Consider the following 23,255-nt stretch of genomic DNA (forward strand, 5'->3'; position numbering starts at 1 on the left):
AGCAGTCATCGAAATGTTGCATTGTGAAAAATCCGGTCATCCAGTGATTTGTGCTGGAGCAAGACCGCCGAAAACACGCGTGAAACGGGATCGCCGGAGCAGGAATGGGCGCCTATATCATCCGCCGTCTCTTGCTGATGATCCCCACCGTTTTCGGCATCATGGCCGTCAGCTTTCTCATCACCCAGTTTGCCCCCGGCGGTCCCGTCGAGCAGGCGCTGGCCAATCTTTCCGGGCAGAACACCGGCGCGCTGGAGCGCGTCACCGGAAGCGAGGGCGGCGATTTTGCCGGCCAGCAGGCGCAAGGCAGCAATTCAAGCTATCGCGGCAGTCAGGGCCTGCCACCCGAACTGGTGGAGCGGATCGAAAAGCAGTTCGGCTTCGACAAGCCGCCGCTCGAGCGCTTCTTTTCCATGCTCGGCAACTATCTGCGCTTCGATTTCGGCGAAAGCTATTATCGCGACATTTCGGTGATCGACCTGATCCTCGAGAAAATGCCGGTTTCGATCTCGCTGGGGCTGTGGATGACGCTGATTGCCTATGGCGTCTCCATACCCCTGGGCATTGCCAAGGCGGTGCGGGATGGCTCGCGCTTCGATGTCTGGACCTCCACCGCAATCATCATCGGCTATGCCGTGCCGGGCTTTCTGGTCGCCATCGTGCTGGTCGTGTTCTTTGCCGGTGGCAGCTTCTGGCAATTCTTTCCGCTGCGCGGCCTGACTTCACCGGGTTGGGAGAGCTTCCCGTGGTGGCAGCAGGTGCTCGACTACTTCTGGCATCTGGCCCTGCCCATCTTCGCCATGGGGCTGGGAGCCTTCGCCACCGCGACCCTGCTCACCAAGAATTCCTTTCTCGATGAAATCGGCAAGCAATATGTGGTGACGGCCAGAGCCAAGGGGCTCACCGAAAACCAGGTGCTTTACGGCCACGTCTTCCGCAACGCCATGATGCTGATCATTGCCGGCTTTCCCGGCGCCTTCATCGGCGTATTCTTTGGCGGCTCTCTGCTGATCGAAACCATCTTCTTGCTCGATGGCCTGGGGCTTCTGGGCTATCTCTCCATAGTCAATCGCGACTATCCGGTGGTCTTTGCCACGCTCTACATTTTCTCCCTCATGGGCCTCATCATCGGCCTGATTTCCGATCTCACCTATATGTGGGTCGATCCGCGCCTCGACTTCGAGGGCCGCGACGTATGAGCCAGGCAACCGAAAGCATCAGGCCAGCCCGCCTCTCTCCGCTCAATCAGCGGCGCCTTGCCAATTTTCGCGCCAACAAGCGCGGCTGGTGGAGCTTCTGGATCTTCCTGTTCTTCTTCATCCTAACGCTGGGGGCCGAATTCGTCGCCAATGACCGACCGATCCTCGTGATGTACAAGGGCGAGTTGCTGACCCCCGCCTTTGTCGATTACCCAGAATCCAGGTTCGGCGGATTTCTGGGCGTCACCAATTTCCGCCACAAGGTGAATATCGACGAGATCGAGGCCAATGGCTGGATGCTCTGGCCGCCCATCCGCTACAACCACAATACCGTGGACAGCTTCGTCGCCTTTCCCGGCGCAAATCCACCAAGCTGGCTGCTGACCCGCGAGCAGATCTGCCAACGCTATCCCCAAGGCACCGAAGACCCATTCTGTGTGCCGGGCAACTACCATTGGCTGGGCACGGATGGCGCAGGACGCGATGTGCTGGCGCGGCTGATTCACGGCTTCCGCATTTCCATTCTGTTCGGCCTCGTGCTGACCATCCTCTCTTCCGTCATCGGCGTGGTGGCCGGTGCCATGCAGGGTTACTTCGGCGGCTGGATCGATCTCATCGCCCAGCGCCTGATCGAAATCTGGACCTCGGTGCCCTCGCTCTACCTGCTGCTGATCATCTCCTCGGTGATTGCCCCCAACTTCTGGGTGCTGCTTGGCATTCTGCTGTTATTCTCCTGGGTGAGCCTGGTCGGCATCGTCCGCGCCGAGTTCCTGCGCGCCCGCAACTTCGAATATGTCAACGCCGCCCGCGCCCTGGGCGTCTCCAACCGGCGGATCATGTGGCGGCATCTGCTGCCCAACGCCATGGTCGCCACGCTCACCTTCATGCCCTTCATTCTCTCGGGCTCGGTCGCCACGCTGACCTCGCTGGACTTCCTCGGCTTCGGCCTGCCCGTCACCGCACCATCGCTGGGACGCCTGCTGGCCGAAGGCAAGTCCAGCCTCGACGCCCCCTGGCTGGCCCTGACCGGCTTCCTCACCGTAGCCATCATGATGACCTTGCTGGTCTTCATCGGCGAAGCCGTCCGCGACGCCTTCGATCCGCGAAAGACGTTCCGATGAGTGCGCCCCTCCTCTCGGTCCGCGACCTGTCCGTTCACTTCGGCGCCAGTGCCGCTGTCGACAAGGTGTCCTTCGACCTGACAGCGAGCGAAACCCTGGCGCTTGTGGGCGAAAGCGGTTCGGGAAAGTCGATCACCGCCCTCTCGCTGCTCGGCCTGCAGCCGCCGACGGCGTTCGTGACAGGGCAGGTTCAATTCGACGGCACTGAGCTTGTCGGCGCCGATGCGACAAGCTTGCGCGCGATGCGCGGCAATCAGGTGGGCATGATTTTTCAGGAGCCGATGAGTTCGCTCAATCCGGTCCACACCATCGGCAAGCAGATCGGGGAAGTCCTCAGCGTGCATCAGGGCCTGCGCCGCAATGCCGCCCGCGCCCGCACACTCGAGCTGCTCGACGCCGTCGGCATCCCCGATCCGCAGCGCCGCATCGACGATTATCCGCATCAACTTTCCGGCGGGCAGCGCCAACGCGCCATGATCGCCATGGCCCTGGCCAATGATCCCAAACTGCTGATCGCCGACGAACCCACCACCGCGCTTGACGTCACCGTGCAGGCCCAGGTGCTGGACCTGCTCAAATCCTTGCAACAGGCCTACGGCATGGCCCTGCTGTTCATCACCCATGACCTTTCTATCGTCCGGCACATTGCCGACCGGGTCTGTGTGATGACCAATGGACAGATGGTGGAAACGGGCCCCACCGAGGCCATCTTTGCCAATCCAGCACACAGCTACACCAGACAATTGCTGGCCGCCGCGCCGACGGGTGATCCGGCACCCTTACCGACACAAAGCACCAATGTCGTCTCCACGCAGGACCTCAAGGTGTGGTTTCCCATTCGCCGCGGCCTGCTGCGCCGCACGGTCGGACACATTCGCGCCGTCGATGGCGTGGACTTAAGCATTCGCAAGGGCGAAACTCTGGGTGTGGTCGGCGAAAGCGGCTCGGGCAAATCCTCGCTCGGCTATGCCCTCTTACGGCTGATCCCCTCGACCGGCCGCATTGTGCTGCTTGGCAATGAGGTCCAGTCTCGTTCCTGGAACGCGCTTCGACCCCTGCGCAAGCACATGCAGATCGTTTTCCAGGATCCCTTCGGATCGCTCAGCCCGCGCATGTCGGTGGGCGAAATCGTCGGCGAGGGCCTCAAGGTCCATATGCCCGGACTGTCAGCCCAGCAACGGGACGACAAGGTCGCGGCCGCCCTCAGGGAAGTCGGTCTCGATATCGCCACCGCCGCCCGTTACCCCCACGAATTTTCCGGCGGACAGCGCCAGCGCATCGCCATCGCCCGTGCCTTGGTGCTTGAACCCGATTTTCTGGTGCTCGATGAGCCCACTTCGGCGCTCGATGTCTCCATCCAGTCCCAGATCATCGATCTGCTGCGGGATATCCAGCAGCGCCGGCATTTGAGCTATCTGTTCATCAGCCACGATCTGCGCGTGGTCAAAGCCCTGGCGCACCGCCTGATCGTCATGCGCAATGGCCATGTCGTGGAACAGGGTGAAGCCGCCGCTATCTTTGCGGACCCGCAGCAAGCCTATACCCGCCAATTGCTCGCCGCCGCATTCGATCTAGCCGCGCCTTCAAATGTGACGGATGATCGATTGCCGCCACCCCCCGCAACCGGATAACCTCTTGATCGACTGTCCCAATCGGAGCCACGCCATGACGCTGCCCTTCAAGCTCTCCTCGCTCCTCGCCATCGGCCTTCTGGCCGCCGGCCTGACCTCGGCGGCCCAGGCGCAAACCCCGACCGACACCTGGGTCAATTCCTTTACCTTGGAAGGCGAGCCCAAATACGGGCTCGACTACCCCCATTTCGACTATGTCAATGTTGAAGCGCCCAAGGGCGGCACCGTGCGGATGGGCGACATGGGCGGTTTTGATACCTTCAATCCCATCCTGCCCAAGGGCGAAGTGGCAGGCGGCATCGGCCTGCTTTACGAGTCCCTGATGACGCCGTCGCTGGACGAAAACAACACCTATTATGTGCATCTGGCCGAGGCGTTGAAGATCGCCCCGGATTACGGCGCCGTGACCTTCCGCATGGACGCTGACGCCAGATGGCACGACGGAGAACCGGTGACTGCCGAGGACGTGGTCTGGACCTTCGAAAAGCTGATCGAGGTCAACCCGGACCGCGCGCAATACTACGCCAACATCACCTCGGCCGAGGTCACTGCACCGGGCGAAGTCACCTTCACCTTCAACCAGACCGATAATCGCGAATTGCCACTGATCCTGGGACAATTGCCGGTGCTGCCGCAACATTGGTGGGAAGGCACCAATGCCGAGGGTGAAAGCCGCTCAATTAGTGAATCCACGCTCGAGCCACCGCTAGGTTCGGGCCCATATCGCCTCGCCAGCTTCGATGCCGGACGGTCCATCACTTACGAGCGGGTGGAAGACTATTGGGGCGACGACCACCCGACCCAGATCGGCCAGCACAATTTCGACGAGTACCGCATCGAATATTTCCTCGACCTGACCGTGATGTTCGAGGCCTTCAAGGGCGACCAGTTCGACTGGTGGAGCGAAAACCAGGCCCGCCGCTGGGCCACAGCCTATGACTTCCCGGCTGTTGAAGAGGGCCGCGTCATCAAGGAATTGTTCCCGCAGGACTATGCTGGTTCCGGCCTGATGGTCGGCTTCATCATGAATTTGCGCCGCGACAAGTTCGACGACCCGCTCGTGCGTGAAGCGCTCAACTATGCCTTCGATTTCGAGGAACTGAGCAACACGCTGTTCTATGGCCAGTATGAGCGCATCGACAGCTTCTTTTTCGGCCTGCCCTTCAAATCCACGGGCCTGCCCGAGGGCGAGGAACTGGAGATCCTCGAAAGCGTGCGCGACCAGATCCCGGAAAAGGTGTTCACCACACCCTATACCAATCCGGTCAGTGGCGATCCGACCAAACTGCGCGAGAACCTGCGCACGGCGCTGAACCTGTTCACCGAGGCTGGTTACACGCTTGAGGGCACGCAGATGCTTGACCCTGATGGCCAGCCCTTCACCTTCGAAATCCTGCTCAACGGCCCCACCATCGAGCCGGTGGCGCAGAATTTGGTGACCAATCTGGCTCAGATCGGCATCACCGCCACCATTCGCACGGTCGACAGCCCGCAATTCATCAACCGCGCCCGCAGCTTTGACTATGACATGATCTATGCGGGCTGGGCCCAGTCCTACTCGCCCGGCAATGAGCAACGCTTCTTCTTTGGTTCGTCCACCGCCGATCAGCAGGGCGCGCAGAACTATGCCGGCGTGGCCGACCCCGCAGTGGATGCGCTGATCGAAAAACTGATCGTTGCCGACGACCGCGAGACCCAGGAAGCGGCCACCAAGGCACTGGACCGCGTGTTGCTGAACAAGCACTTCGTTATCCCCAGCTACACCTTGCGCACCACGCGCTCGGCCCGCTGGGACCGCTTCAGCCGCCCCGAGGAACTACCCGAATTCTCGTCAGGTTTCCCTTCACTCTGGTGGTGGGATGAGGAAAAGGCCGCCCGGACCGGCGGGGCCACGGCGCAATAAGCAGGGGCGGCTCAAGAGCCGCCCTTCTCATTCGGGCTTGCGCGCCACCAGATCGACCAGCGCCGACGTTCCGCTATGGCGATTGCCTTCGGCCAACTCGGCGTCATAGCTTCGCAACTCGATGATATCGAGCGCAGAAAAGCGGTCGGCCAGTAGCTCTTCGGTGTAGAGCTGCTCGAGAATGCCTGGACCACCGGTTTTATACTGCATTTGCTTGGGACCATACCCCTCGACCAGTAGCAGGCCGCCGGGTGCCAACGTCCGGACCATGCCTGCAAAGATGGCGTCACGCATGGCCGGCGGCGCAAACTGGAAGAAGATACCCACAACGACATCAAACTGGTCTTCCGGCCAGGGATAGTCTGCAATGTCGGCCAGTTCCGTCGTCAGGGCTACGCCACGCTTGTCGGCAAGCCGCCGCGCCTTTTCAAGACCGACAGGCGATGCATCGACAGAGGTGACCTCTAGACCCTGCTCCGCCAGCCAGACACCGTTCCGGCCTTCACCATCAGCGACGGCAAGTGCGTTGCTGTAACCAGCCAGCCGCTCCCGTTGCGACGCCAGAAAGGCATTGGGCGCCTCGCCGAATATATACTCGTCGGTATTGTAGCGTTCGTCCCAGAAGCTGATCGCCATCGGCTCAGTAGTCTTTCTCGAAGAACACGCCAACGCTGGAATTGCCATCCTGACCGGCAGAACCCTGGATGGTCAAATCTTCGGTGACGTCGAGATTGATTGTCACCTTCGACTGCCCATTGGCGCCGACCGTAGCCCCGAGATAGACATTATCCTGAATATAGGTGCCGGCTCTTACGCCGACATTGCCCTCGTCATCGGTGACCACGTCAAGATCGGCGAGGCCTGCAGCGCCACGCAGGCTATCGACCAGCCCGCCGCCCCCGCCGCCGCCGACCAGTTCAGCCGCCGCTGCCGCCAACTGCGCTAGCTGGATTGGCGAAAGCTCGCCCATCGAGCGGTTGAAAATCAGCCGGCTCAGAACTTCGTCCTGCGGCAGGGTCGGATTGGAGCTGAAGCTGATATCGGGCGCCGAGGCGCGACCCGACAAGGTCACGAACACGGTAATGCCATCACCTTCGGCGCGCGCTACGAAATTGAGCTGCGGGTCGAGATCGCCCACCAGGGTCACCGTGCCGGTTTCGAAGATGACGCGCTGACCCAGAATGGACAGACGCCCCCGGATGAGATCGAAGGCGCCGACCGGCTGGATATTGTTGATCGAGCCGGTCAATCGAACAGACCCGCCGACCTCGGCATCGAGGCCACGGCCTCGAATGAAGATTTGGTTCGGTGCGTTGACATTGATGTCGAGCTGCAATTGTGGTCCGCCGCTACCTGCAGCGACACCCGTGCGTTCATTGATCCGGGCCCGATCCAGCGTCCGCTGCACATCGGCGGGGGTGCGCCTGTGCTCGACATCGATCAATTGCGCACCGCCACCCAGGCCCTCAGGCACGGTAATGTTGGCCTGCTCGACGAACACATTACCCGCCAGCAGCGGTGCGCCGGACAGATTACCAGTCAGGTTGAGGCCGCCGGACAAGGTTGCGACGAACAGGTCACCATCGGCATAGCGGGCCGAATTGATCTGCACGGCCAGATTGACCGGCAAGTCGCCTGTCAGACCGATTGTACCGGATGCAGCGACGCTGCCTCCAGTCGCAAGATTGGCCGTGAGGCTTTCGATATTGGCATTGGTCCCCGACAGCGCCACCCGCCCAGAAATGCCGGTGAGACGCAGATTGAGCGAGGGATCGACATATTCGGCGCCGCTGGTCGAAACGTTCCCGGAAAATTGCGGGTTAGAAAGGCTTCCGCCGACACGCGCATCGAATTGCGCCGTGCCGGAAACCTGCGCTCCGCGGCTGGCGACGAACTGATTGGCAAGCGACAACGGAGCTGAGCCGGTCAGTGACACCGCAACGCCATTGCCCGCCAGTGGCACCCGGCCCGATCCGCTTACGGCCAGCCCACCGCTGCCATTGGCAGTGAAGCTGTCGAGTGTCACCACCTCGTCGGCAAAACTGCCCGATGTGCTGAAGGTCAATGGCGCAATGCCGAAAGGCGCGATGGCTCTGGCACCGATGCCCCCGCCGCGCGCCTCGAACGACACCTGCGGATCGTCGGCCTGGCCCGACACCACCGCGCGCCCGTTGAGCGTGCCGGACAGACCCAGATCGGGCGCCACGGCGTTGGCGATCGAGAGCGGCAGATCGGCAATATCGACCACCATGTCGAGCGCCTGCCCGGCCGTGCCGGTCGCCGTGATGCTGCCCGAACCGACATTGAAGCGCAAAGCGTCAAGCGCGACGCTCTCGCCCTGCACCATCAGCACTGCCGGATTGGCAAGGCGTGCCGCCAGGCTGCCCTGCTCCAGATTCGCGCGATCCAGCGCCAGGCGGTATCCGCCCTCCACCGGGCTCAGCGCTCCGACAAGATCAAGATCGGTGCCCGTGGCGAGGCGCGCCTGCGCATCAAAGCTGGTGGTGTCGCCGGATTGCGTGGCGCGCGCACTCAGCGTATCGACCACAACGCCGCCGGCAACCACATTGTCTGCGCTCGCGGTGCCGTTGACCACCGGAACCCCGAACAGGTCTGAGATACCCGCCGCGATATCGGCCCGGCCGACAGAAATTTCGTCGATCCGCAAATCGGCGACATTGGCCGTTACGCCGGCCCCTTGCTTGCCATTCTGCGGGGTCAGTTCGACGGCGGCATCGACCGCGCCCGACGCATCGGCCAACAGTAGTGCTGCCGCCAGGGAAACATCAGTGGCGGCAACGTTCAGCCGACCATCGAAAAGGCCGGAATCGACCATGCGCCTCAGATCGCCGGAAATCCGCGTACCGGCAATTTCGAAGACAATGCCGGACAGCGCCTGCATTTCTGCATCGGTCTCGAAATGAGTTTCCAGGGTGGCGCGATGACCATCGAGCATCGCGTTGCCCGTAACGTCGCCATCGACCATACCTTCGAGCAGTGTTGCCGCCACGCCAAGCTTGGCATCGCGCAGGGTATACGCGCCCAGGGTGCCGCTCGGCACCTGCGCGTCCAGCACCAGCATTAGCGGTTCTTCCGGCGCCGTCAGCCGCGCCGATCCCCGCACCGCCAGGGCGCCGCTGGCTTGCTCGGAAATCAGTCCCAGATCGGTTAAATCGAGTGCGATGTCGAAATCGGCGGTGTCACTGGCGTAGACGCCATCGGCGCTGAATTGCACCTGATTATTGGCAATCAAAAAGTCATCGGCCGAGATGCCAGCCTCCGTGCGCGCCAACCGGCCAGACAGATCGACCCGCCCTGCGAGCAACGCATCGGCCGCCGCATCGTCGACCCGCAAATCCGTACCGGTCCCGTCGAACACCAGGTCGAAACCGCCAGTGAGCGGGAAAATCCGGCCGTCCGCCGTCAGCTCGAGGCCACCGGACAGGGAACGCCCCGCCAATGCGGAAAACGGCGCTATGCTGTCGGTGGATAGCCGGATCTGACCGTCGAAATCGGTGCCGTCGATCTCACCGGCCATCGCCGCAGTCAGGGCCTGGCCCACCACCCGAAATTCAGCCAACTCGATCGGTTCGCCCGCATTCCACAGCCCGGCAATGCCCAGCCCGACCGAACTGCCCAGCGCCGCCTCGATGCCAGGATCGGCGGAAATTCCGGACAGGGTGCCATCGCCATTGAAAGTCACCATGCGGCTGGCCGGATCGTCGAGATTGCGCGCCACCCCGCCTATGCCCAACCCGAAGGTCTGCGCATCAAAGCCATCGGTCTCCAATCCCTCGACATCGATGCGCGCCTGCCACTGGTCACTGCCCTCGGTCCCGAAAGACACGCGCACCTGCCCGCCCTGCACCAGGGTCGAGCTGCCGGCTACCGGCAGGGTCACCTTGTCCCCGTCGGGATCGGCAATGGTCGCGGTCAGGTCGAGCAGGCTGACAAAATTATCCGCCGTGGTCTGCGCACGAGCCGTCAACCCCAATTGCCCACCACTCAGCGTCAGATTGGAGATGTCGACCCCACCGGCGCTCTTGACCAGCGCGTTTGCCGTCAGCCGGGTCTCTGCACCGAAGAAGTCGCGATAAGGCAACGCCACCAGGGTCGAAAGCGGCCCGCCCAGGTTGGCGTTTATGGCAAACCCATCGGCCTGCTGCGCAATGGTCGCCGTACCAGCCAACGCGGTCTGGTCATTGGCCAACAATTGCATCTGCGTGGTGAGATCGGCCACTGGCCCCTCGCCATCCAGTGTCAGCGTCATGGCCGGGCGGTCCTGGATGTTCAACAGGTTCACCAGCACCCCATTGGGCGGCTCCACCAGCGACAGGCCCAGATCGATAGTGGCGCCCTCGCGCCGATAGGCGACATCTAGATCAAGCGTGCCGCCCGGCCCATCGAGCCGCTCAATATCGAGCACTGCATCAAGATTGCCACCTTCGAGCGTCATCGAACCATTGAGCGCAATTTCCGACCCCAGCCCGAACACACCCTCCCCGAAGGTCACACTCGGCACCGCCAGTTCGCCGATCTGAATGGCGACGGGGAACTCTGGAATTTCCAACGACCCAGCCTCGGGCGGCGGCAAATCCACCGCCCCTTCCACCGGAATGGCATTGCGGACATAGTCGATGGACTCGGCGCGCAACGAGTTGACCTCAAGCCGCCCGCCGAACAGCGCCGCCTGGTTCCAGTTGAGGCTGGCATTGTTGACGCGCAACCAGACCCCTTCCGCGTCGGAAATGGTGATCTCGCGGATCGAGACGTCCGACCCGAGAATGCCGTCGATATTGGACAGGCGGATCTGCCGCTCCGGCGTCGAAAGCTGACCTTCGACAAAACCGGTCAGGAAATCCTTCTGCTCCTCATTGTTCATGTCCTGCGCTACCAGCGCCACCGGCACGGCGGCCGGAGCCAGCAGCAGCGCAGCGATCATCAGGCGGCGGCGGTTGGGTGCGGAAAGATTGGCCATCAGAACGCCTGCCCGATACCGGCATAGATCGCGTAGTCCGGATCACCGGCTTTGCGGTTGAGCGGCACGGCCACATCGAGACGCAATGGTCCAAGGCCGGTGTAATAGCGCACCCCAAGCCCTGCCCCGATCCGCAGGTCATCAAGACCCGGGAAAGTGTCAGCCGCCACGTAGCCGCCATCGACAAAACCGACCACACCAATATCGTCGGTCACCCTGGCCCGTGCTTCGAGCGAGCCCTCGAGCAGATAACGGCCGCCGGTGATATTCCCCATGCCGTCATCGACACCAATGGACTTGAAACCATAGCCGCGCACCGAGCCGCCGCCGCCGGCAAAGAACAGCTTGTCGGGCGGAATATCGACCAGCGCCGGACCGACCACGGCACCAGCCTTGAGCCGCCCGGCCAGCACGAAGGGATCATTCTCACCGAAGCCGAAATAGGTGCGCCCTTCCACCACAAGACGGCCGCCTGGCGTGCCACCTAGAAGATCGAAAAAGGGCTCGATATTGGCCGAGGCATACCAGCCCTCGGTCGGATCGACGCTGCTGTCGCGGCCATCATAGACCAGGCCGGCATAAAGCCCCGCCGTCTGGAAATCGCGCGTACCGAAACTGTCGTCAAACCGGGCAATTTCAAAACTGGCGCCGCCCTCGAAGGTCAGCTCATCGGAGAAGAACCAGCTCAGCCCAACTCTTCCGCCCGCTGAGGTCTCGGTATACTTGGGGTAGATCGTGCGCTCTGCCGACACCGTGGCCACCAGATCGACATCGGGGTGATAAAAGCCCGGCTTGGTGAAGGTGCCGCCAATGAAATAATCGAACTGGGCAGTATCGAGCGGCCAGGCAATGCTGGCCACGCGGGCATCGAGACGCAGCCGCTCGGCCTGCCCGAACAGATTGCGCCAGAGATGGTAGCCCTCGAGCCCCAGCCCATCGACTGTCGAGAACGTCGCGCCCACGCCGAACCGCCGCCCCGGCAGTTCCTCCACGATCAGGTCATAGGGCAGCAGGCCATCGCTGCCGATGCTTTCGGCCGCTTCCAGCCGCGCCGCGCGAAACACGTCGAGCCGGTCGAGGCGCTTTTGGGCGCGCTCAAGATCGTCGGGGTCATATTCCTGCCCCACGGCCAGACCCGTTTGCTGCGCCACAAACTCAGGATTCATCCGCGTCGTGCCAGTGACTCGCACCGGGCCGAAGGCAGCGAGCCTGCCCGGATTGACGGTAATCGTTGCAGCCACCGTGTTGGTGGCATGGTCGGCCACCACGTCGCGCGACACGATCTCGGCCTTGGCATAGCCTTGCTGCCGCCAGGCCTCGAGCGCCAGTTGCTCGGCCCGGAGAATAACTGCAGAGCGGGCCACCTCGCCCACGCCGAAGCCGCGTAGCGCCGGCAGGTCGACCTGGTCATAGGGGTCCAGCGTCGGCGGGGCCTGGTTGGCGATCACCACGTCGCCAAATCGGAATAGCGGCCCGGCCGTCACCGCGATGGCTACATCGACCGGGTCCGGCAGCCGCGTATCGGGCGCTAATCTGGACGCTTCGCGCCCCCCGATGCGGATGCTCACCGCACCGCCATAATATCCCTCGCCATAAAGCGCTGCCAGCAAGCGCCGATAGTCACCCCGCGCCTTGGCGATCAACCCGGCCGCGCCTGAGGCCGGCTCAGCTTCATCGGCCAGCAAGGAGGAGGCATTACGCAGCGCCGTTTCCACGCCGCCACCTTCGCTTGAGGTGAAGGTCACGAAATAGGGCTGGGGATCGACGATCACCGCGTCGGCGTCGATCTCGGATTGGTCTTCGAAGAACTTGATACCAAACAGCTCAAAACCGACAGCCGGCATCGCCGCCGCAGCCGACAGGGCCAGCGCGATGCACAAAGCGCCAAAACTCGTTACCAGACGCGCGTTTTGCAGTGGTCTATCCCGCCCTTTTACGCTTCAACCAAACTGGGCTGAAACCAAGATTGCCGCATGGACGAAAAGATTGCGTTAATCCTTCCCCGCCCCCTCTTGCTCCCGCCCAGAAGGCGAAGATTTCGTGGCGAGTTTAGGGCCACCAAGGCGCAGCGAACAGCCTTTGCATTGAATTTGTTGGATTTTGGGTGGCCGGGCGTGGCTCATCTGCAACGTTTCGAGCCTTAGCCGACCTACTCCCGTGCCAGCGCCTCGACCGGATCAAGCCGCGCCGCTGATCGGGCCGGCATGAAGCCGAAGATCACCCCGATGACACTGGCCGAGACGATGGCCAGCACGATGGATTCGGTGGGGTGCCCGTGCCATTGACAACCTGGTCACCCTCCTCGAGCCCGGAAACGATCTCGGCATGGATATTGTTGTTGAGCCCCACCTCGATGCGAGCCGGGCGGACTTCTTCATTGGCCGGGTCGTACACCATCACCACGGTCTCGCCCTGCGGGCCTTGCCGGGCAACCAGGCTCGACGGCAACGTAAGCACGTTGCGAGCCTCGGCCAGAACGATGGTCACCGATGCCGTCATCGAAATGCGCAGGCGATGATCTGGATTGGGAACCTCGAACAGCCCATTATAATAGACCGCGCTGCCGGAGCTTGACGTGTCGTCGGCGATGGTAGTCGGCGCCGGCTCGATCTCGCGTAACGTCGCCTCGATGCGCTGATCCGGCTCGCCCAGAATGGTGAAATAGACCTTCTGGCCGGCGCTCACCTTGACGACATCGGCTTCCGAGATCTCGGCCTTGATCACCATGGTGTCCAGATTGGCGATCTTGGCGATAGTCGGCGTGGCCGAATTGGCATTGAGCGTCTGCCCCTCCTCGACCAGCAGCGCCACCACCGTCCCGTCGGCTGGCGCCACGATCTGGGTACGCGCAAGATCGAGTTCGGCGGACTCCACCGTCAGTTCCGCCTGGGAAATCTGCGCGTCGAGCTGGTCGATTTGCGCCTTGGCCTGCTCGACGGCGGCTTGAGCCGTTTCCAGATCGGATTGAGAGACCAGGCTATTGGCGCTCAATTGCTGCTGCCGGGTCAGCGCGGCCTCCGCCTTGGCAAGTGCCGCCTCCTGATTGCGCCGTTGCGCTTGAATGCCTGCAAGAGCCGCTTCCGCCGACTTGACCGCGTTCTCCTGATTGAGGCTATCGATTTCGGCAATTAGATCGCCACGGGATACATTGTCGCCCAGGCTTACATGCACCGCCTTGATGCTGCCCGACACCTCCGCGCCCACGCTGACCAGCGCACTGGCCTCCAGCACGCCCGAGGCCAACACTGTGGTTTCAATGTCTCCACGTCCGACCGTCACGGTATCGGGCGTCGTACTCGCCTGTGTCGGGGCCAGGAAATACCACCAGCCCGCCGCAGCGCCGCAGCCCAACACGACCAGAACAAGCAGGAAATTGATAAAGCGCTTCATGGCTCAAAAAATTCAGTATCAGCTTCCCATACGCCCAAAGGGCGGCAGATTCACGTTAGCTCGGGGTAAGACGCATTAAACTTTGGAAATGTTGACGGCGGCGGTAGGCCAGTCCACCCTTAAGGCGAACTGTTGACCACCTCCCCTCAGGACCCATCATGTATTCGCTGCTCGATCCCAGCCGCTTTGTTGTCTTCATCACCGGTGCCACCTCTGGTTTCGGCGCCGCCGCCGCCCGGCGCTACGTCGCTGCGGGCGGCAAGGTGATCGCAACCGGTCGCCGCGAGGATCGGCTGCTGGCCCTGCGCGACGAGCTTGGCCATGATAACTGCCACATCATACCGCTCGATGTGCGCGACCGCGCCGCCATGGAGGCAGCCATCGCCGCCATTCCCGCCCCCTTCGACCAGATCAATATCGTGCTGGCCAATGCTGGGCTGGCGCTCGGCCTGCAACCGGCCGCCGAGACGGATCTGAATGATTGGGAGACCATGATCGACACCAACATCAAGGGTCTGGTCTATACTGTCCGCCTGCTATTGCCCGGCCTCATTGCCCGCGGCGGAGGCCATGTGGTGACCCTTGGATCTGTGGCAGGCGAATTCGCCTATCCCGGCGGGTCGGTCTATGCCGCTTCCAAGGCCTTCGTGAAGCATTTCGCCCTCGCCATCCGCTCCGATTTGCAGGGCAAGAATGTCCGCGTCACCGATATCGAACCAGGCCTGACGGAGACCGAATTCTCCGTGGTCCGGTTCAAGGGCGACGAGGATAAGGCGGGCAACGTCTACGCCAACACCAAGGCCATGACCGCCGAGGACATCGCCGAGTCCATCTTCTGGGCCACCTCGCTGCCCGAACATGTCAACGTCAACAAGATCCAGCTCATGGCCACTACTCAGGCAATTGGCGCCTTCGACATCTATCGCGAGCAATAGGCTATAGCCCCAGATATCGCACCGTATCGGGATCGACGGGGATGCCATGGGCGCGCCGTCGGTCCAACTCTTCCCATTCCCGGTCGCCCGGCGCCATCACCCGCCCGCCCGCGCGCACCGGAGAGCCGCGCAACGCCGTCAGATAGGTGGTGATCGCCGCCCCGAAGGCGGCCCGGCCGGCGAACTTGTCCGGGTCGATCACCAGCACGAAATGCCCCATATTCCGTGGGGTCGAAATATCATCACCGCCATACATTGGAATGAAATCGGGATCGAGCGTGGTGCCGGTGAGCAGCGCCGAAAACAGCGTCGCGACCCCGGCCAACGCGGCACCCTTATAGCCGTAATCCGTGCCTCCCAGCGGCAGCAGCATGTCGGCTTCATGAGGATCTGTGGTCATTTCGCCATCCGGGGTCGCGGCCACGCCTGACGGCAATGCCTTGTCGAGCGAGCGATGCAGCAACACCCGGTTGAGCGGAATGGAGCTTGTCGCCATGTCGAGGAGCCATGGCCTGCTCCCTGGCACCGGCGCCGCAAAGGCCAGCGGATTGGTGCCGTGAAATTTCTGCGCGCCATCGAATAGCGCCACCATGGAATCGGTATTGGTAGTGGCAAAGGCAATGAAGCCTTGCTCAGCGCCTGCCAGCGCGTAAGCCCCCGCAGCGCCCAGATGCGAGGAGTTCCTTATCCCCACCGCCCCGACGCCGGCCTCCCGCGCCAGTTCCATGCCAACCTCGACGGCCTTGTAAGCCGCGTAATGGCCCAACCCGTCATCGCCATCCACCATGGCGCTGCCAGCGCCGCGCTTGTCTACGCCAAGCTGCGGATCCTTGCTGAGCCGCCCACCGCCCAGCATCCGGCAATAGTGCCCGGTCAGGCGCACGCCATGACTGTCGACGCCCACCAGCGAAGCATGCAGCATCGCCCTCGTTGCCGCCGTTCGCGACGCAACACTCGCGCCCGCCTCGGCCAGCCGCGTCTCGACGCGCTCGACCAGCAGGGATTCGGCAAAACGGGGCGCTTCACTTTCCACGACGTATCATCCTCATTCATTCCTCAGCATGTCGAAGGACGAGGTCACAGCCGTCAAGGCTTTCGACCGCGCACGCACAGCGACAAGCGCACCATGCGGTCTTGGCGTGTTCAGTGTCCACCATCATGCCCCAGGCGTACGGCCCATGCCCAACTTTGTGCTGGCACTCACCGTACACCGGGTTATGCTTGGCCGACACAGTAGAGACTGCCCATGCCAAACGCCCCTGATCCGATCACCCGCAATCTCTGGCACGTCGTCGCCGCCACCAGCGAATTGCCCATTGGTCTTGTCGAGACCACGCTGCTGCTAGAAACGCGTCTGGCGCTGACCCGCAGCGTTGACGGCGAACCGGTCGTCTGGCTGCGTGGCGATGAGGAGCAGGGCGACGAGATCGACGCTGATACCGTCCTCGAACGCCTGCCCGTCCGCACGGCCTATGGCTATACCTGGACCTGTCTCGGCACCCCGAACGACGACCTCTTCCCCATTCCCGAATTCGCCGAACCCGACCGGGTCAACATGAGTTGCGGCTCCATTGGCATTCATGTCTCCGCGCCACGCGCGGTCGAGAATTTTCTCGATATGGGCCACTTCCCCTACGTCCACACCGATATTCTGGGCTCCGAACCGCACACCGAGGTCAAGGAATACGACGTCGAGGTCTCCGAGGAGCGCGACGAAGTGCTGGCCACCAGATGTCGCTTCATGCAGCCCCGCGCGGCCAAATCGGCCACGGAAGCCATGGAAGTGGAATATGTCTATCGCGTGCCGCACCCCTTCTGCTCGGTGCTCTACAAGTCCTGCCCCGAGGATGAGAGCCGCCGCGACGTGATCGGCATCTTTCTCCAGCCCATGACCGAGGAACGCTGCCGCGCCCATCTCTTGCAATCGATGATTGATTCGACTTCGACCATCACCGACCTGCGACGGTTCCAGCAGACGATTTTTGGCCAGGACAAGCCGATACTGGAAAACCAGTTCCCCAAGAAACTGCCGCTCGACCCGCGCGCCGAAACCCCGATCCGCGCCGACAAGAGCGCCATCGCCTATCGCCGCTGGTTGAGCCAGAAGGGCATCACCTATGGCGTGATCCCTCAAGCGAACTGATCGCTTCAGGTTGCCGCCTCGTACGCCAAGGGCCCCCGGCAACCAGTCCACAAAATCTGCAGTCGTGGCGCGACTGCCGGCCTTGACGGACAATTTACATGCCCCTGAGCCTTTCCGACCCCAATTGGTATCCTATCGCCTCGAGTGAGGATCTACCCTTCCGCCATGTCTATCAGGGCCAGCTGCTCGGCCGCGAACTCGCCGTCTGGCGGGCTGATGATGGCAATGTGAATGTCTGGGAGAACCGGTGTCTGCATCGCGGGGTGCGGCTCTCCATCGGCATCAATGAAGGCCAGGAGCTCAAATGCCAGTATCATGGCTGGCGCTATGCCAACCAATCCGCTGGCTGCACCTATATTCCCGCGCACCCCGCCGATGCCCCGGCCCGCCGCATCGAGAACCGCAAATATCCGGTCAGGGAAGCGTTCGGCCTGATCTGGTCGGCGGCCAATGACGACAAACCCTTTGCCCCCTTCCCCGGCGCCGAGGGTCACGAATGGTTCCCGCTGCGGCCCATGCCGGTCAATGCAGCACCTGAGGATGTCGTGGCGGCCCTCGCCCGTCTGGCCCCCGACGATCAGCCGGCCGACCTGTTGCCCGGCCTGACGGTTCGCCTCGGCGACGTGGTCTACCTCGTCCAGCCCGTCGACGCTGGTCGTGCCGTCGTTCGCGGCCTCCTGCCCAAGACCCATGCCGATGAGATGGCGACCCTGCGGCACTACAACGAGCATCTGACCAATTTGCGCGACCGTCTCGAACGCGCTGCCGCCAGAAAGCCTGCGCCCGAACCGCTGCAACCCACCTTCGAAAAGGTCTCGACAGACCTTGCCACCATGCCCGACATTGCCGTGCCGCGCGGTAATACGCTCAATGTGGTGGTTAAGCGAAAATGGCAGAGCGCCGACGGTGTCATCGGTTTCGAATTGGCTGACCGCGACGGCAACCATCTGCCCACCTTCCAGCCCGGCGCCCATATCGATGTGCATCTGCCCAACGGCCTGGTCCGGCAATACTCCATCACCAATGGGCCCGGCGACCTGTTGAGCTATGTCATCGGCGTCAAGCAGGAGAGCGCTTCAAAAGGCGGCTCCAAAGTGCTGGTTGAAACCGTGCGCGAGGGCGATGTGCTTGCTATTTCCGAGCCGCGCAACAATTTCCCGCTGCGGCGCGACGCCACCCGCGCCGTGCTTGTGGCCGGCGGCATCGGCATCACCCCGCTGCTTTCCATGGCGCGCTTTCTCGACAAATCGAACCTGCCCTACGAGCTGCACTACTTCACCCGCACCGGGGAGAGCGTCGCCTTCAAGAGCGAACTGAATGTGCTGCATGGGGCAGTACATATCCATACCGGCCTTGCTCGCGACGCCATTCAGGGCACTATCAATCAAGTGCTGGGGCCGCACCAGCTCGCCAATCATGTTTATATCTGCGGGCCCGGCGCCATGCTCGAAATGGTGCAGGAAACCGCCGCCGGGCTGGGCTGGCCCGACGAGGCGGTGCATTTCGAATATTTTCAGAACGACAGGGCGATCGACGCGTCATCCGCCTTCGATATCGAGCTGGCCCGCTCGGCCATGTCCCTGCATGTCCCCGCCGGCAAGACAATTCTCGAGGTGATGCGCGAGGCTGGCCTGACCGTCCCATCCTCCTGCGAACAGGGCGCCTGCGGCACCTGCCTCACCACCGTCATGGAAGGTGAGGTCGACCATCAGGACGTCTATCTCAACAAGAGCGAGAAGGCTTCGAATAGCTGCATGATGACCTGTGTAAGCCGGGCCAAATCCGCGCGCCTGGTGCTGGATATCTGACCCATGGCCATTACCCTTTACGACTTCGAGCTCTCCGGCAATTGCTACAAGCTGCGCCTGCTGATGAACATCCTTGGGCTCCCCTATGAGATTGTGCCGGTCGATTTCTTCCCCGGCCGCGAGCACAAGTCCGACTGGTTCCTGCGGCTCAATCCCTTCGGGCAGTTGCCCGTGCTAAAGGACGACGATCTTGTGCTTTCGGACTCCGGTGCCATCCTCGCTTACCTGGCCAGGAAGTATGACGCCTCCGGCCAATGGTTTCCGAACGATCCCGCCGTCACTGCCGAAATCCTGCGCTGGCATGCCGTTGCCGACGACATCACCTCGACCAGTTCAGCGGCTCGATTGGCGTTGGGTTATGACTATGATTTCGATATCGAGAAGTGCCAGAAGGGCGCGCATCGCATTTTCCGGCTGATCGACGAGCATCTCTGGTTCGGTGAAAAGTCCGGCCGCGACTGGCTCTGCTCGCCAGCCCATCCGACCACGGCCGACATCGCGTGCTTCCCCTATGTGATGCTCAGTGAAGAAGGCGGCATTTCCCGCCAGGACTACCCCGCGCTGCGGCGCTGGACCGACAGGGTGCGCCGCGTTCCCGGCTTCACCGTCATGTCCGGCATTTTTCCCGCCGGCCCGGCGAAGGCGGATTGAGTTCAAAATTCGAGCCACCCCTCCCCCTATCGGGAGAGTTGGTTGGGGGGTACTCCGAACCCGCCCCTAGCCCTGCGCCGCCATTCCCGCTATTGCCTTGGTCAAACTGAGGAGAAAATCCCATGATCATCGAACCCAAGATCCGCGGCTTCATTTGCACCACCGCCCATCCCACAGGCTGCGCCACCAATGTGCAGCGTCAGATCGATCATGTCGTGATCAAGGGCCCCATCCCGTCCGAGCGCAAGCGCGTTCTGGTGCTTGGCTGCTCCACCGGCTATGGCCTCGCCTCGCGCATCGTCACCACCTTTGGCTCTGGCGCGGACACCGTCGGTGTTTCCTTCGAACGCGAGCCAGGCGAGACCAAGCCTGCCTCGGCCGGCTGGTACAATAACCGGGCCTTCGAAAACCGCGCCCGTGCCGCCGGCAGCAAGGCCGTGACCATCGAGGGAGACGCCTTTTCTGATGCAGTCAAGGCGCAGACCATCGAGGCCATCAGGGAGACGCTGGGCCAGGTCGACCTGATCGTCTATTCGCTGGCCTCTCCAGTCCGCACCGACCCCAAGGACGGCGTCACCTACCGCTCCGCCATCAAGCCCTATGGCAGCCAGGTCACCTCCAAGACCCTTAACACCGGCACTGGCGAGGTCTCCGAGGTCACCGTCGAGCCCGCCACCGAAGAAGAAGCCGCCGCCACCGTCAAGGTGATGGGCGGCGAGGACTGGGAGCTCTGGATTGCCGCCCTGTCCGAGGCGGGCGTGCTGGCCGACAATTTCGTCTCGCTCAACTACACCTATCTCGGCAGCGAGCTGACCTGGCCGATCTACCACAAGGGCACGCTGGGTAAGGCCAAGGGCGACCTCGACCGGGCTGCCGCCGCCATCCGTGCCACCCATGGCGACAATGCCGCCCATGTCGTCGCGCTCAAGGCGGTCGTCACCCAGGCCAGCTCGGCCATTCCGGTGGTACCGCTCTATGGCACGCTGCTCATCAAGGTCGAAGACGAAATGGGCCTGGGCGAAGGCCCGATCCAGCAGATCGATCGTCTGTTCCGCGACAAGCTGCAGGGCACCATAGTGCTCGACGACGACAACCGCGTCCGCGTCGACGACTGGGAGCTGTCCGACGCCATGCAGGCCGAATTGAAGAAGCGCTGGGCCGTGCTCAACACCGAAAACCTCGCCGATCTCGCCGACCTGCCGAAGTACCGCGAAGAATTCATGCGCCTGTTCGGCTTTTCAGTGGGCGGCGTCGACTATTCGAAAGATGTCGATCCGCGCGTGGTGGACTGACCGACAAACTAATTGGGGCGCCGCGGCGCCCCACCTAAATCAGGTCGGCGGGTATTTGTGCTCCCCACCCTGCCAGTCCCGCACGGTAAAGCACCCATCCGCTCCCGTGATCGACGCTGCGCCGATATCTGCCTTGCCGTACCCACCCGGGATATCAAGCACATAGACCGGCTGGCACAGCCCCGAAATCCGCCCGCGCAGCGCCTGCACCAGACGCTGTCCTTCCTCGATCCCGACACGGAAATGCCCCGTACCCGGCGCCAAGTCCGGATGATGCAGGTAATAGGGCCGGATACGGTTTTCGACGAAACCGCGCATCAGCGCCGCCAATGTCTCGACATCATCATTGACACCCTTGAGCAGCACGCTCTGGCTGATCAGCGCGATGCCACCTGCCAGCATCAGATCGAAACCAGCTTTCGCCGCATCGGTCAGTTCGCGCGGGTGATTGGCATGCACGGCGAGATAGGTCGTCTTGCCGCTCGCTGTCAGCGCGGCCACCATCGCCTCGTTGATCCGCTCCGGCTCAACCACCGGCACCCGCGTATGAAAGCGGACAACTTTGACGTGCTCGATACCCGCCAGCCGCTCCATCAGGTCACGCAACCGGCGCGGCGACAGCACCAGCGGATCACCGCCGGTCAGGATCACCTCCCAGATTTCGCGATGGTTATCGATATAGTCGATGGCGGCATCCAGCGCCGGCGCACTCAGCGTGCCCAGCCCCTGTGGCCCCACCATTTCCCGCCGGAAACAGAACCGGCAATATACCGGGCACACATGCACCGCCTTGAGCAAGACCCGGTCGGGATAGCGATGCACGATCCCGTCCACCGGCGAATGGGCCAGATCGCCGATCGGATCAGCCCGCTCGTCTGGCGTCGTGTTCAATTCATCGGCCGTAGGCACGAACTGCCGGGCAATCGGGTCATCGGGATCACCTCGATCGATCAGCTCCAGCACTGCCGGCGTAATGCCAATAACGTATTTTTCGGCGACCTTGTCGAGCGCGGCGTCCGGGGCAACAAGCCCATCGGCCTGCAGATCCGCAACGGATTTGAGCGATGAAACCCTCATTCCGCCACCGGCGCCCACAGCACCGCCTCGATCCGCTGCGCACCGGTGGCCAGCATCACCAACCGGTCGAACCCGAGAGCAACCCCGCTGGCCTCGGGCATGAAATCGAGCGCAGCTAGAAAATCCTCGTCAATTGGATAGCGTTCTCCATAAAGGCGCTGCTTTTCCGCCATTTCCGCCTCGAACCGCACCCTCTGCTCGGCAGCGTCCGTCAATTCGCCAAAGCCATTGGCCAGTTCGACCCCGGCCGCATAGACCTCGAAACGCTCAGACACGCGACGGTCACTCGGCACCCGCCGGGCCAGCGCTGCCTCGCAGGTCGGGTACCGATCCAGCACAGTCACGCGCCCATTGCCCAGTTCCGGCTCGACTTTCTCCACCAGCACATGCGTAAACAGATAGCTCCAGCGTCGATCCTCGGGCAGCGCCATACCCACTCGCACCAATTGCTCGGCCAGCGCCGCATCATCGGGCTCGCCGTCGTCATCCATGGTCGCCAACAGGTCGATGCCCGCAAAGTGCTCGAACGCCTCGGCCACGCTGATCCGCTCCGCTTCGGCAAGCGGATCGCAGACACGATCGCGAAATGCGAAGCGCGCGATCCCCGTCACCTCTGCCGCCAGCCGGATAATAGCCAGCGTATCGGCGATGACAGCCTCGTAGGGCGCGCCCGCCCGATACCATTCGAGCATGGTGAATTCGGGATGGTGCAGCGCACTGCGCTCACGGTTGCGCCAGACGTGCTGCAGGCTCGCAATCCGGCTCTCCCCGGCGGCCAGCAGCTTCTTCATGGTGAATTCGGGCGAGGTATGTAGGTACATGCCCTGCCCCACCCCGTCATTGCCGATCATCTGCGTACCAAAGGCGTGCAGATGCGCCTCATTGCCAGGCGAGCGCTGCAGTCCTGGCGGATCGACAATCAGGAAGTCTCGCTCGGCCAGCCAGCCACGCAGGCGGGCCTCGATCCGCGCCCGCGCCAGCAGCGCCGGCCGCCGGTCGGCATGGCGGTCGGGGTGCCACCAGGGCGATGTCTGGGATGCCGTCATTGATGGGTTTCTTGCCGTCCGGTCTGGCGAAAGGGCGCGGAATACTGTATCGGGCGCACCACATAGACATATTCCGGCGCC

Annotated in this window: 16 protein-coding genes; 9 read left to right on the plus strand and 7 right to left on the minus strand. The window is 62.6% G+C overall.

The genetic code is table 11. The features are described from left to right. The first annotated feature begins 104 nt into the window (after positions 1-104). Genes GGR20_RS08080 through GGR20_RS08095 form a run of 4 tightly spaced genes read left to right on the plus strand, consistent with a single transcriptional unit; the run spans position 105 to position 5,854 of the window. A complete protein-coding gene (locus tag GGR20_RS08080) occupies positions 105-1,199 on the plus strand; it encodes a microcin C ABC transporter permease YejB (protein ID WP_183310742.1) in 1,095 nt (364 codons plus the stop codon). Then, on the plus strand, positions 1,196-2,320 hold the full coding sequence (locus tag GGR20_RS08085; protein WP_183310743.1) for an ABC transporter permease: 1,125 nt from the start codon (positions 1,196-1,198) through the stop codon (positions 2,318-2,320). The genes GGR20_RS08080 and GGR20_RS08085 overlap by 4 nt, the downstream gene beginning before the upstream one ends. Beyond that, positions 2,317-3,951, plus strand: coding sequence for an ABC transporter ATP-binding protein (locus tag GGR20_RS08090; RefSeq protein ID WP_183310744.1), 1,635 nt, complete (start codon positions 2,317-2,319; stop codon positions 3,949-3,951). The genes GGR20_RS08085 and GGR20_RS08090 overlap by 4 nt, the downstream gene beginning before the upstream one ends. Positions 3,952-3,985: 34 nt before the next feature. Next, positions 3,986-5,854: an extracellular solute-binding protein gene (locus GGR20_RS08095; RefSeq protein ID WP_183310745.1), complete on the plus strand. Its 1,869-nt coding sequence runs from the start codon at positions 3,986-3,988 to the stop codon at positions 5,852-5,854. A 27-nt stretch (positions 5,855-5,881) separates the two neighbouring features. Here the strand turns inward: GGR20_RS08095 and GGR20_RS08100 are convergent, their stop codons facing one another. The 4 genes from GGR20_RS08100 to GGR20_RS08115 form a co-directional block, all read right to left on the minus strand. After that, a complete protein-coding gene (locus GGR20_RS08100) occupies positions 5,882-6,490 on the minus strand; it encodes a class I SAM-dependent methyltransferase (protein WP_183310746.1) in 609 nt (202 codons plus the stop codon). A gap of 4 nt (positions 6,491-6,494) precedes the next feature. Beyond that, positions 6,495-10,832, minus strand: coding sequence for a translocation/assembly module TamB domain-containing protein (locus tag GGR20_RS08105; RefSeq protein WP_183310747.1), 4,338 nt, complete (start codon positions 10,830-10,832; stop codon positions 6,495-6,497). Next, positions 10,832-12,712, minus strand: coding sequence for an autotransporter assembly complex protein TamA (locus GGR20_RS08110; RefSeq protein WP_246349491.1), 1,881 nt, complete (start codon positions 12,710-12,712; stop codon positions 10,832-10,834). The genes GGR20_RS08105 and GGR20_RS08110 overlap by 1 nt, the downstream gene beginning before the upstream one ends. A gap of 337 nt (positions 12,713-13,049) precedes the next feature. Continuing rightward, complete coding sequence (locus GGR20_RS08115; RefSeq protein WP_183310748.1) at positions 13,050-14,222, minus strand: efflux RND transporter periplasmic adaptor subunit; 1,173 nt, start codon at positions 14,220-14,222, stop codon at positions 13,050-13,052. Positions 14,223-14,380: 158 nt separating this feature from the next. Between GGR20_RS08115 and GGR20_RS08120 the strand changes: the two genes are divergently transcribed. Then, entirely contained in the window at positions 14,381-15,157 is a 777-nt protein-coding gene (locus GGR20_RS08120; RefSeq protein WP_183310749.1) for an SDR family NAD(P)-dependent oxidoreductase, read from the plus strand. 1 nt (position 15,158) lies between these two features. Here GGR20_RS08120 and GGR20_RS08125 read toward each other — a convergent pair whose 3' ends face one another. Next, positions 15,159-16,190, minus strand: a complete 1,032-nt coding sequence (locus GGR20_RS08125; RefSeq protein ID WP_253560197.1) for an Ldh family oxidoreductase — start codon at positions 16,188-16,190, stop codon at positions 15,159-15,161. A 213-nt stretch (positions 16,191-16,403) separates the two neighbouring features. On the opposite strand from GGR20_RS08125, the gene GGR20_RS08130 reads away from it, so the two are divergent. The 4 genes from GGR20_RS08130 to fabV all read left to right on the plus strand — a co-directional run bounded on the left by GGR20_RS08130 (position 16,404) and on the right by fabV (position 21,051). Beyond that, entirely contained in the window at positions 16,404-17,300 is an 897-nt protein-coding gene (locus GGR20_RS08130; RefSeq protein WP_183310750.1) for an aromatic ring-hydroxylating oxygenase subunit alpha, read from the plus strand. Between the two features lie 98 nt (positions 17,301-17,398). After that, a complete protein-coding gene (locus GGR20_RS08135; RefSeq protein WP_183310751.1) occupies positions 17,399-19,108 on the plus strand; it encodes a Rieske 2Fe-2S domain-containing protein in 1,710 nt (569 codons plus the stop codon). A gap of 3 nt (positions 19,109-19,111) precedes the next feature. After that, on the plus strand, positions 19,112-19,759 hold the full coding sequence (locus tag GGR20_RS08140) for a glutathione S-transferase family protein (protein ID WP_183310752.1): 648 nt from the start codon (positions 19,112-19,114) through the stop codon (positions 19,757-19,759). Positions 19,760-19,881: 122 nt separating this feature from the next. Beyond that, positions 19,882-21,051, plus strand: coding sequence for an enoyl-ACP reductase FabV (gene fabV, locus GGR20_RS08145; RefSeq protein WP_183310753.1), 1,170 nt, complete (start codon positions 19,882-19,884; stop codon positions 21,049-21,051). Between the two features lie 39 nt (positions 21,052-21,090). Here the strand turns inward: fabV and GGR20_RS08150 are convergent, their stop codons facing one another. Together GGR20_RS08150 and epmA are read right to left on the minus strand one after the other, a co-directional pair. Continuing rightward, positions 21,091-22,128 (minus strand): lysine-2,3-aminomutase-like protein, encoded by a 1,038-nt coding sequence (locus GGR20_RS08150; RefSeq protein WP_183310754.1) that lies wholly within the window; start codon positions 22,126-22,128, stop codon positions 21,091-21,093. After that, positions 22,125-23,174, minus strand: a complete 1,050-nt coding sequence (gene epmA, locus GGR20_RS08155) for an EF-P lysine aminoacylase EpmA (RefSeq protein ID WP_183310755.1) — start codon at positions 23,172-23,174, stop codon at positions 22,125-22,127. The genes GGR20_RS08150 and epmA overlap by 4 nt, the downstream gene beginning before the upstream one ends. Between the last annotated feature and the right edge of the window lie 81 nt (positions 23,175-23,255).

This window comes from Devosia subaequoris (genome assembly GCF_014197055.1).
Taxonomy (GTDB): domain Bacteria; phylum Pseudomonadota; class Alphaproteobacteria; order Rhizobiales; family Devosiaceae; genus Devosia; species Devosia subaequoris.

What these genes read in the sequence shown, in the direction of transcription:
- GGR20_RS08080 (WP_183310742.1), top strand. Translation starts at nt 105, where the DNA reads ATGGGCGCCTATATCATCCGCCGTCTCTTGCTGATGATCCCCACCGTT.
- GGR20_RS08085 (WP_183310743.1), top strand. Translation starts at nt 1,196, where the DNA reads ATGAGCCAGGCAACCGAAAGCATCAGGCCAGCCCGCCTCTCTCCGCTC.
- GGR20_RS08090 (WP_183310744.1), top strand. Translation starts at nt 2,317, where the DNA reads ATGAGTGCGCCCCTCCTCTCGGTCCGCGACCTGTCCGTTCACTTCGGC.
- GGR20_RS08095 (WP_183310745.1), top strand. Translation starts at nt 3,986, where the DNA reads ATGACGCTGCCCTTCAAGCTCTCCTCGCTCCTCGCCATCGGCCTTCTG.
- GGR20_RS08100 (WP_183310746.1), bottom strand. Translation starts at nt 6,490, where the DNA reads ATGGCGATCAGCTTCTGGGACGAACGCTACAATACCGACGAGTATATA.
- GGR20_RS08105 (WP_183310747.1), bottom strand. Translation starts at nt 10,832, where the DNA reads ATGGCCAATCTTTCCGCACCCAACCGCCGCCGCCTGATGATCGCTGCG.
- GGR20_RS08115 (WP_183310748.1), bottom strand. Translation starts at nt 14,222, where the DNA reads ATGAAGCGCTTTATCAATTTCCTGCTTGTTCTGGTCGTGTTGGGCTGC.
- GGR20_RS08120 (WP_183310749.1), top strand. Translation starts at nt 14,381, where the DNA reads ATGTATTCGCTGCTCGATCCCAGCCGCTTTGTTGTCTTCATCACCGGT.
- GGR20_RS08130 (WP_183310750.1), top strand. Translation starts at nt 16,404, where the DNA reads ATGCCAAACGCCCCTGATCCGATCACCCGCAATCTCTGGCACGTCGTC.
- GGR20_RS08135 (WP_183310751.1), top strand. Translation starts at nt 17,399, where the DNA reads ATGCCCCTGAGCCTTTCCGACCCCAATTGGTATCCTATCGCCTCGAGT.
- GGR20_RS08140 (WP_183310752.1), top strand. Translation starts at nt 19,112, where the DNA reads ATGGCCATTACCCTTTACGACTTCGAGCTCTCCGGCAATTGCTACAAG.
- fabV (WP_183310753.1), top strand. Translation starts at nt 19,882, where the DNA reads ATGATCATCGAACCCAAGATCCGCGGCTTCATTTGCACCACCGCCCAT.
- GGR20_RS08150 (WP_183310754.1), bottom strand. Translation starts at nt 22,128, where the DNA reads ATGAGGGTTTCATCGCTCAAATCCGTTGCGGATCTGCAGGCCGATGGG.
- epmA (WP_183310755.1), bottom strand. Translation starts at nt 23,174, where the DNA reads ATGACGGCATCCCAGACATCGCCCTGGTGGCACCCCGACCGCCATGCC.